Genomic DNA, 8,707 nt, shown 5'->3' on the forward strand with positions numbered 1-8,707 from the left:
CGGGGGCTCAGGACGCGGGGAGGAAGGCGCCCTCCAGGAACCCGGCGAGCTCGTCCACGGCGGTGAGCGGCAGGATCGCGGCGACGTACTGGTCGGGGCGCACCACGATCACCACACCGTCGGCGGACAGGCCGCGATCGGCGAAGACGTCGGCCGCGGTCCACTTCGACGGACCCGAGGCGTAGACCTTCTCCCAGTCGGTGAGCCCGAGGGGTCCGGTCTTCGGCTGGAACAGCGCCGGCGCGCACGTGACGTCGAGATCCTCGGCGGCCTGCCGGTACACGGCCTTCACGTCGAAGACCGCGTCGACGTCGGCGGCGGTGGGCGTGAACCGCGCGAACAGCGGCTCGGCGGCCGCGGCCCAGGCGTCGACGCCCGCGCCGCTCTCGTCGCCGAACGCGTAGACGCGCCAGCGTCCGTCGGCCTTGGCGTGATGACCGAGGTGCACGACGTTGCCGTCCGCCACCCGCACGACCTCGGCCGACTTGAAGCGCTTGCCGAGGGGGAAGCCCGTCGCCAGCCCCTGATGCGCGTCCGTTCCGGTGATCATCGAGGCGGTGTACTGCGTCATGAACCCCGAGGGGAACTCGGCGGTGGCCAGGTAGTAGGTCGCGAGTTCCTGGGGATCCGAGATCTCCTCGGGCTTGCGCGCCATCAGGGTCGACCACTCGCGGTCGAAGTCGATGAGCTGCTGCGCGACAGGCCGGCGCTCGGCGCCGTAGGTCGAGAGCAGCGATTCGGGGCTGCGGCCGGTCAGCACGGCGCCCAGCTTCCAGCCGATGTTGAACCCGTCCTGCATCGAGACGTTCATCCCCTGCCCGGCCTTCGCGCTGTGGGTGTGGCAGGCGTCGCCGGTGAGGAACACCCGGGGCGCGGCCGTCGAGCCCGCGTCCACGTCGTCGAACCCGTCGGTGATGCGGTGGCCGACCTCGTACACGCTGTGCCAGGCGACCTCCTTCACGTCGATCGCATAGGGATGCAGGATGGCGTTCGCCTTGGCGATGATCGCCTCGATCGGGGTCTTGCGCACCTCGTGGTTGTCGTCGTCGGCGACCTCGCCGAGGTCGATGTACATGCGGCTGAGGTACCCGCCCTCACGGGGGATGTGCAGGATGTTCCCCGCCTCGGAGTTGATCGCGCACTTGGTGCGCCAGTCCGGGAAGTCGGTGTTCACCAGCACGTCCATGACGCCCCAGGCGTGCGCGGAGATGCCGCCGACGTGCGTGCGGCCGATCGCGTCGCGCACACCGCTGCGGGCGCCGTCGCAGCCCACCACGTACTTCGCGCGGATCGTGCGCTCCTCGCCCTCGCGCGGCCCCGCGACGTGGCGCACGCGCACCTCGACCGGATGCTCCCCCGCGTCGTGCACGGTGAGCCCGGTGAACTCCACGCCGTAGTCGGGGAGGATCCGCCCCGGCCCGTCGGCCGCCGCCTCGGCGAAGTAGTCCAGCACGCGGGCCTGGTTGACGATGAGGTGCGGGAACTCGCAGATGTCGTAGGCGTAGTCGGCCGTGCGCGCGGTGCGGACGATGTTCTCCGGGCGCTCCGGGTCGGGTCCCCAGAAGTTCATCCAGCCGATGTTGTACGCCTCGGCGATGATCCGCTCGGCGAAGCCGAACGCCTGGAAGGTCTCGACGCTGCGGGGCTGGATGCCGTCGGCCTGACCGAGCACGAGCCGCCCGTCGCGCTTCTCGATGATGCGCGTCGTGACGCCGGGGAACTGCGACATCTGCGCGGCGAGGAGCATCCCCGCCGGACCGGAGCCGACGATCAGGACGTCGATCTCGTCGGGGAGCTCAACAGGGCGGTCGACGCCGGTGCCCTCGGCGGGGAGGACCCGCGGGTCTCCGGAGACGTATCCGTGGTGGTGGAACTGCATCGTCGTCGATTCCTTCCTGACGGCGCCGTCGGGGTTGCTCTCGAAGGAGAACGTGTTCTATATTCGAACATGATGTTCTACTATTGAACACAGCGTACCCGCTCGGCCCGCGACGGATCAAGACCGGGCCTCACGTCGAGGAGGATCCATGGCCGACGGCCCCGCATCCCAGACGCTCAGCCGCGGCGTCCGGATCCTCGAGATCCTCTCCGACACCCGCGGCGCCCTCTCGATCGACGACATCGCCGGCCGGCTCGGAGTGCACCGGTCGATCGCCTACCGGCTGCTGCGCACGCTCGAGGACCACGGGCTCGTGGTGCGCGACGCCTCGGGCCTCGCCGCCCTGGGGCCGCGCATGGCGGCCCTCGCCGCGGGGGTCGCCCACGACCTCCAGGCGGAGGCGCTGCCCGAGCTCACCGCGGTCGCCAACGACCTGGGCATGACCTGCTTCCTCGCAGTGCTGGACGGCCGCGAGTGCATCACCCTGACGAGCGTCGAGCCCCGGCACACGGTCGCGAGCGTCGCCCAGCGGCCCGGAGCGCGGCACCCCGTCACCGTGGGGGCCCCGGGCAAGGCGATCCTCGCGCAGCTCGCCGATGCGGAGTGGGCCGACTGGGGCGAGCGCGGCGACGAGTTGCGCGCCGAGGTCGCCCTCGTGCGCTCCCAGGGGCACGCGACCAGCCACGACGAGGTCATCCCCACCGTGCAGTCCGTCGCCGTGCCGCTCGAGCTGCGCGGGCAGCGCCCCGCCGCCCTCGCGGTCGTGCACGTGGCCTCGGCCTTCACCGACGAGGAGATCGCCGTCCGCCTGCAGCGCTCGGCCCGGACCATCCGCGACGCGCTCGGCGGCTGACGCGCACCGCCGTCGGGCGGGGACGCCGCAGGCGCCCGAGACGAGACGCACATCCCCGCCACTCGTTCCGTCTCGCTCCGCTCGTTCGACGACCACCCTCCGGGCGCCGAGATGACGCGCTCCGGGTCAGGTGCGGGACAGGCCGCGGATCGGGCTCACCGACTGCTCGGCCTCGTGGTCGGGCCCGAGGGGGATCCCGGTGCGGTCGCGCAGCAGCAGCGTCGCGATCAGGCCGAGCAGGGTCATGCCGACGAGGTACCAGGTGACCGACGTCGTCGTGCCGGTCGCCTCCACCAGCCCCTTCGCGATCGTGGGGGCGAACGCGCCGCCGAGGATCGCGCCGATCGCGTAGGAGATCGACACCCCGGAGAACCGGATCGACGCAGGGAACAGCTCCGCGTAGAGCGCCGCCTGGGGGCCGTAGGTGAGACCGAGGCCGACCGTCAGGATCGCGAGGCCCGCGAACAGCGACCAGATGCCCCCCTGATTCACCAGCGGGAACAGGGCGACGACGCCGACCAGTTGCAGGATCCATCCGGCGATGTAGGTGGTCCGCCGTCCGATGCGGTCGGAGATCCACCCGGCGAAGGCGGCGAAGATCAGCCACGTGACCGCGGAGCCCGCGACGGCCCAGAGCACCGGGCTCTTGTCGAGCCTCAGCGGGCCCTCCGGGTCGGTGGCGTAGTTCTGGATGTAGCCGCCGGTGGTCATGTAGCCCACCGCGTTGTTGCCCGCGAAGACGAGCGCGGCGACGATCACCAGCAGGGCGTGCTTGCGGAAGAGCTGCACGATCGGCATCCGGGTCTGCTCGCGGCGCTCGGCGATCTCGACGAACACCGGGCTCTCCTCCACGCGGCGGCGCACGTAGTACCCGACGAGGATGAGCACGAACGACAGCAGGAACGGCACGCGCCAGCCCCACTGCGTGAACGCGTCGCCCTGGGCGATCGTCGCCATCACGGCCATCACCCCGGAGGCGAGGAGGAGACCGAGCGGGACGCCGATCTGGGGAGCGGCGCCGAACAGCCCGCGCTTCTTCTTGGGGGCGTGCTCGACGGCCATCAGCACCGCGCCTCCCCACTCGCCGCCGGCGGAGACGCCCTGCAGCACGCGCAGCAGGATCAGCAACACGGGAGCGGCGAAGCCGATCACCTGCGCCGTCGGCAGGAGGCCGATGAGCGCGGTCGAGGCGCCCATCAGGATGAGCGTGATCATCAGCACCGCCCTGCGCCCGATCCGGTCGCCGAAGTGCCCGGCGAGGAAGGCGCCGAGGGGGCGGAACAGGAAGCTGATGCCGATCGTCAGGAAGGCGAGGATCTGCTCGGTCCCCTTCCCGAACGGCGAGAAGAACAGCTGCCCGAAGACGAGCGCCGTCGCCGAGGAGTAGATGAAGAAGTCGTACCACTCGACCGTGGTGCCGATCACGGTGGCGAAGACGACGCGGCGGCGATCCGCGTGGCTCGCGATGGTTCCGGTCGGGGTGAACCCGTCCTCTGGCTGGCCACTCATGTGTCTCTCCTTCGAGGTGACGTCGGTGTCTGCGGCGGCGGCGCTTTCGATGCTTGCCGGGGCGTGACGAGATGATATACGATTTCGAATACGACCCACAAGACGCAAGGAGGCGCCCCGTGACGGCAACCGTCCCCCGGCCCGGCAAGATCATCGCGATCCACCTCAGCTACGCCTCGCGCGCCGACCAGCGCGGAAGACGGCCTGCCGCCCCCTCCTACTTCTTCAAGCCGCTCAGCTCGATCGGCGAGAGCGGCGGCACGGTCGAGCGGCCCGCCGGCGCCGAGCTGCTCGCCTTCGAGGCGGAGATCGCCCTCGTGATCGGCACCGCCGCCCGCCGCGTCCCCCTCTCCGACGCCTGGTCGCACGTGGGGTGGGTGACCGCATCGAACGACCTCGGCGTCTACGACCTCCGCGCGAACGACAAGGGCTCCAACGTGCGCTCCAAGGGCGGCGACGGCTTCACCCCGCTCGGCCCGGACTACATCGACGCGCGCACGGTCGACCCCGAGGCCCTGCGCGTGCGCGCCTGGGTCAACGGCGAGCTGCGGCAGGACGACACCTCCGGCGGCATGATCTTCCCCCTCGCGCAGCTGGTCGCCGACCTCTCGCAGCACTTCACGCTGCAGCCGGGCGACGTCATCCTCACCGGCACCCCGGCCGGGTCCAGCGTGATCGGCCCGGGCGACGTGGTCGAGATCGAGGTCGACGCCCCCACCGCCCCCGGCGCGCCCACCAGCGGCGCCCTGCGCACCACGGTCGTCCAGGGCGAGGTCCCCTTCGACCCCGCGCTCGGCTCCCTGCCCGCGGTCGACGACCTGCAGCGCACCGAGGCGTGGGGGTCCCGCGAGGCCGCCGGCCTCCCGGCGGAGGACGAGCCCGCATCCGACGCCCTCTCCCCCGAGCTGCGCGCGAAGCTCGAGGCCGCTCCCACGGCGGGACTGTCCAGTCAGCTGCGCAAGCGCGGTCTGCACTCCTGCTTCATCGACGGCGTCGCCGCGAACCTTCCGGGCGCGAAGATCGTCGGCGTCGCGAAGACGCTGCGCTTCGTGCCGGCCCGTGAGGACCTCTTCCGCACCCACGGCGGCGGCTACAACGCACAGAAACGCGCGTTCGACGCGATCCGCCCCGGCGAGATCGTGGTGATCGAGGCGCGCGGCGAAGCGGGCACCGGCACGCTGGGCGACATCCTCGCCCTCCGGGCGAAGACCCTTGGGGCCGCGGGCGTGGTCACCGACGGCGGAGTGCGCGACTACGACGCGGTCGCCGAGATCGGCCTCCCGGTCTTCTCCCGAGGGGCGCACCCCTCCGTGCTCGGACGCCGCCACGTGCCGTGGGACGTCGACGTGACGATCGCCTGCGGAGGGGCGACCGTGCAGCCCGGCGACATCATCGTCGGCGACGGCGACGGCGTGATCGTCATCCCGCCCGCGCTCGTCGACGAGGTCGTCGACGAGGCCCTCGCGCAGGAGGACGAGGACGCCTGGATCGCCGAGCAGGTGGCCACGGGGAGTCCGGTGGACGGCCTGTTCCCGATGAACGCCGAGTGGCGCGCGAAGTACGAGGCGCGCGGATGACGACCGTGCTCGACCGGGGCAGCAAGTCCGAGGTCGCCTACGCCTGGATCCGCGAGCGCATCGCGGGCCATGCCTTCGGCCCCGGCTACCGTCTCGTGCTCGGCGGCATCGCGGACGAGCTCGGGATGAGCGTCGTGCCCGTGCGCGAGGCGATCCGCCGGCTCGAGGCCGAGGGCCTGGTGACGTTCGAGCGCAACGTCGGCGCCCGGGTCGCGCTCGTCGACGAGTCGGAGTACGCCCACACGATGCAGACGCTCGGCCTCGTCGAAGGCGCGGCGACCGCGCTCTCGGCGCCGTTCCTCGACGGCGAGGCGCTCGACCGCGCCTCGGCGATCAACGACCGGATGCTGGGTCTGCTCGACCACTTCGACGCCCACGCGTTCACCACCCTCAACCGCGACTTCCACTCGGTGCTCTACGAGCCCTGCCCCAACCCGCATCTGCTCGACCTCGTGCACCGCGGCTGGTCGCGCCTGTCCGGCATCCGCGATTCCACCTTCGCGTTCGTGCCCGGCCGCGCCCGCCACTCCGTGGAGGAGCACGTGCAGATCCTCGACCTCATCCGCCGCGGCGCCGATCCCCTCGAGATCGAGCTCGCCGCCCGAGACCACCGCTGGCGCACCATGGACGCGTTCCTGACGTCGCGGCACAGCACCCCCGCAACCGCCCCCGCATCGGAAGGACGATGATGACCGACGTGTATGTTCCGGCTGACCTGCCGGAGAAGATCCAGCACTACATCGACGGCGAGTTCGTCGACTCCCTCGACGGCGACACCTTCGAGGTGCTCAACCCCGTCACGAACGAGACCTATGTGCATGCCGCCGCCGGCAAGAAGGCCGACGTCGAGCGCGCCGTCGCCGCGGCGAAGCGGGCCTTCGAGGAGGGGCCGTGGCCGCGGATGCTGCCGCGCGAGCGCTCCCGTGTGCTGCACCGCATCGCCGACATCGTCGAGTCGCGCGACGCCCGCCTCGCCGAGCTGGAGTCCTACGACTCCGGCCTGCCGATCACCCAGGCGCTCGGCCAGGCCCGCCGCGCAGCCGAGAACTTCCGGTTCTTCGCCGACCTGATCGTGGCCCAGGCCGATGACGCGTTCAAGGTGCCCGGCCGCCAGATGAACTACGTCAACCGCAAGCCGATCGGCGTCGCCGGCCTCATCACCCCGTGGAACACCCCCTTCATGCTCGAGTCCTGGAAGCTCGGACCCGCGCTCGCGACCGGCAACACGGTGGTGCTGAAGCCGGCCGAGTTCACCCCGCTCTCCGCCTCGCTGTGGGCGGGCATCTTCGAGGAGGCCGGCCTCCCCCAGGGCGTGTTCAACCTCGTCAACGGCCTCGGCGAGGACGCCGGCGACGCGCTGGTGAAGCACCCCGAGGTGCCGCTCATCTCCTTCACCGGCGAGAGCCGCACGGGGCAGATCATCTTCGGCAACGCCGCGCCCTTCCTCAAGGGCCTCTCGATGGAGCTCGGCGGGAAGAGCCCCGCGGTGGTCTTCGCCGACGCCGACCTCGACGTCGCGATCGACGCCTGCATCTTCGGCGTCTTCTCCCTCAACGGCGAGCGCTGCACCGCCGGCTCCCGCATCCTCGTCCAGCGCGAGGTGTACGACGAGTTCGTCGAGCGCTACGCCGCGCAGGCGCAGCGCGTGAAGGTGGGCCACCCGCACGACCCGTCCACCGAGGTCGGCGCACTGGTGCACCCGGAGCACTACGAGAAGGTCATGAGCTACGTCGAGATCGGCAAGACCGAGGGCCGGCTCGTCGCCGGGGGCGGGCGCCCCGAGGGCTTCCCCACCGGCAACTACGTCGCGCCGACGGTGTTCGCCGACGTGAAGCCCGATGCCCGGATCTTCCAGGAGGAGATCTTCGGCCCGGTGGTGGCGATCACCCCGTTCGACACCGACGAGGAGGCGCTCGCCCTCGCGAACGACACCAAGTACGGCCTCGCCGCCTACGTGTGGACCAACGACCTCCGGCGCGGGCACAACTTCGCCCAGGCCGTCGAAGCCGGCATGGTGTGGCTGAACTCGAACAACGTGCGCGACCTGCGCACCCCCTTCGGCGGGGTGAAGGCCTCCGGCCTCGGCCACGAGGGCGGCTACCGCTCGATCGACTTCTACACCGACCAGCAGAGCGTGCACATCACGCTCGGCGCCCCGCACAACCCCACCTTCGGCAAGCAAGGACGCTGACATGACCAACCGCGAAGACATGACCCTGACCTCGGCCGGCTACTACGTGTCGCAGGAGGCCCCGATCCGCACGGACAACCCGGTGCCCACGCCGCAGGCCTCGCCGCCGGACATCCTGCGCTGCGCCTACATGGAGCTCGTGGTGACCGACCTCGCGGCCTCCCGCGTGTTCTACGTCGACGTGCTCGGCCTCTACGTCACCGAGGAGGACGAGGACTCGATCTACCTGCGGTCGACCGAGGAGTTCATCCATCACAACCTCGTGCTGCGCCGGGGGGACGTCGCGGCGGTCGCCGCGTTCTCCTACCGCGTGCGCACGCCGGAGGACCTCGACCGGGCCGAGGCGTTCTACCGCGAGCTGGGCTGCGAGGTGCGCCGCGCGCCGGAGGGCTTCACGAAGGGCATCGGCGCGTCGGTGCGCGTGGTCGACCCGCTCGGGTTCCCCTACGAGTTCTTCCACGACGTGGAGCACGTCGAGCGGCTGTCGTGGCGCTATGACCTGCACACCCCCGGCGAGCTGGTGCGCCTGGACCACTTCAACCAGGTGACCCCCGACGTGCCGCGCGCGGTGAACTTCATGCAGTCGCTGGGCTTCCGCGTCACCGAGGACATCCAGGACGACGAGGGCACCGTCTACGCCGCCTGGATGCGCCGCAAGCCCACCGTGCACGACACCGCCATGACCGGCGGCGACGGGC

At 71.1% G+C, this 8,707-nt stretch carries 7 protein-coding genes; 5 read left to right on the top strand and 2 right to left on the bottom strand.

Translation table 11 applies throughout. The annotated features are described in order from the left end of the window. Positions 1–7: 7 nt before the first annotated feature. Positions 8–1,879 carry an FAD-dependent monooxygenase gene (locus ABWO84_RS14400; protein WP_353115747.1) on the bottom strand — a complete coding sequence of 624 codons (1,872 nt, stop codon included), beginning with the start codon at positions 1,877–1,879 and terminating at the stop codon, positions 8–10. 148 nt (positions 1,880–2,027) lie between these two features. On the opposite strand from ABWO84_RS14400, the gene ABWO84_RS14405 reads away from it, so the two are divergent. Then, positions 2,028–2,732, top strand: a complete 705-nt coding sequence (locus ABWO84_RS14405; RefSeq protein ID WP_353115749.1) for an IclR family transcriptional regulator — start codon at positions 2,028–2,030, stop codon at positions 2,730–2,732. A 126-nt stretch (positions 2,733–2,858) separates the two neighbouring features. On the opposite strand, the gene ABWO84_RS14410 is transcribed toward ABWO84_RS14405, so the two are convergent. After that, positions 2,859–4,241 (bottom strand): MFS transporter, encoded by a 1,383-nt coding sequence (locus ABWO84_RS14410; protein WP_353115751.1) that lies wholly within the window; start codon positions 4,239–4,241, stop codon positions 2,859–2,861. A 71-nt stretch (positions 4,242–4,312) separates the two neighbouring features. Here ABWO84_RS14410 and ABWO84_RS14415 point away from each other — a divergent pair, with 71 nt between their 5' ends. The 4 genes from ABWO84_RS14415 to ABWO84_RS14430 all read left to right on the top strand — a co-directional run. Further along, a complete protein-coding gene (locus ABWO84_RS14415; RefSeq protein WP_502915421.1) occupies positions 4,313–5,818 on the top strand; it encodes a fumarylacetoacetate hydrolase family protein in 1,506 nt (501 codons plus the stop codon). Further along, positions 5,815–6,507, top strand: coding sequence for a GntR family transcriptional regulator (locus ABWO84_RS14420; protein WP_353115755.1), 693 nt, complete (start codon positions 5,815–5,817; stop codon positions 6,505–6,507). Before ABWO84_RS14415 ends, ABWO84_RS14420 begins: the two co-directional genes overlap by 4 nt. Continuing rightward, a complete protein-coding gene (hpaE, locus tag ABWO84_RS14425; RefSeq protein WP_353115757.1) occupies positions 6,507–8,009 on the top strand; it encodes a 5-carboxymethyl-2-hydroxymuconate semialdehyde dehydrogenase in 1,503 nt (500 codons plus the stop codon). The genes ABWO84_RS14420 and hpaE overlap by 1 nt, the downstream gene beginning before the upstream one ends. A 1-nt stretch (position 8,010) precedes the next feature. Beyond that, on the top strand, positions 8,011–8,707 hold a 697-nt coding region (locus ABWO84_RS14430), incomplete at its 3' end, for a VOC family protein (protein ID WP_353115759.1).

Origin of the sequence: Microbacterium sp., assembly GCF_040394595.1 — a bacterium.
GTDB lineage: Bacteria > Actinomycetota > Actinomycetes > Actinomycetales > Microbacteriaceae > Microbacterium.

Bases quoted from the DNA above. Each gene is read 5' to 3' on its own strand.
- hpaE (WP_353115757.1), top strand. From the start codon at position 6,507: ATGACCGACGTGTATGTTCCGGCTGACCTGCCGGAGAAGATCCAGCAC.
- ABWO84_RS14410 (WP_353115751.1), bottom strand. From the start codon at position 4,241: ATGAGTGGCCAGCCAGAGGACGGGTTCACCCCGACCGGAACCATCGCG.
- ABWO84_RS14405 (WP_353115749.1), top strand. From the start codon at position 2,028: ATGGCCGACGGCCCCGCATCCCAGACGCTCAGCCGCGGCGTCCGGATC.
- ABWO84_RS14415 (WP_502915421.1), top strand. From the start codon at position 4,313: ATGATATACGATTTCGAATACGACCCACAAGACGCAAGGAGGCGCCCC.
- ABWO84_RS14400 (WP_353115747.1), bottom strand. From the start codon at position 1,879: ATGCAGTTCCACCACCACGGATACGTCTCCGGAGACCCGCGGGTCCTC.
- ABWO84_RS14420 (WP_353115755.1), top strand. From the start codon at position 5,815: ATGACGACCGTGCTCGACCGGGGCAGCAAGTCCGAGGTCGCCTACGCC.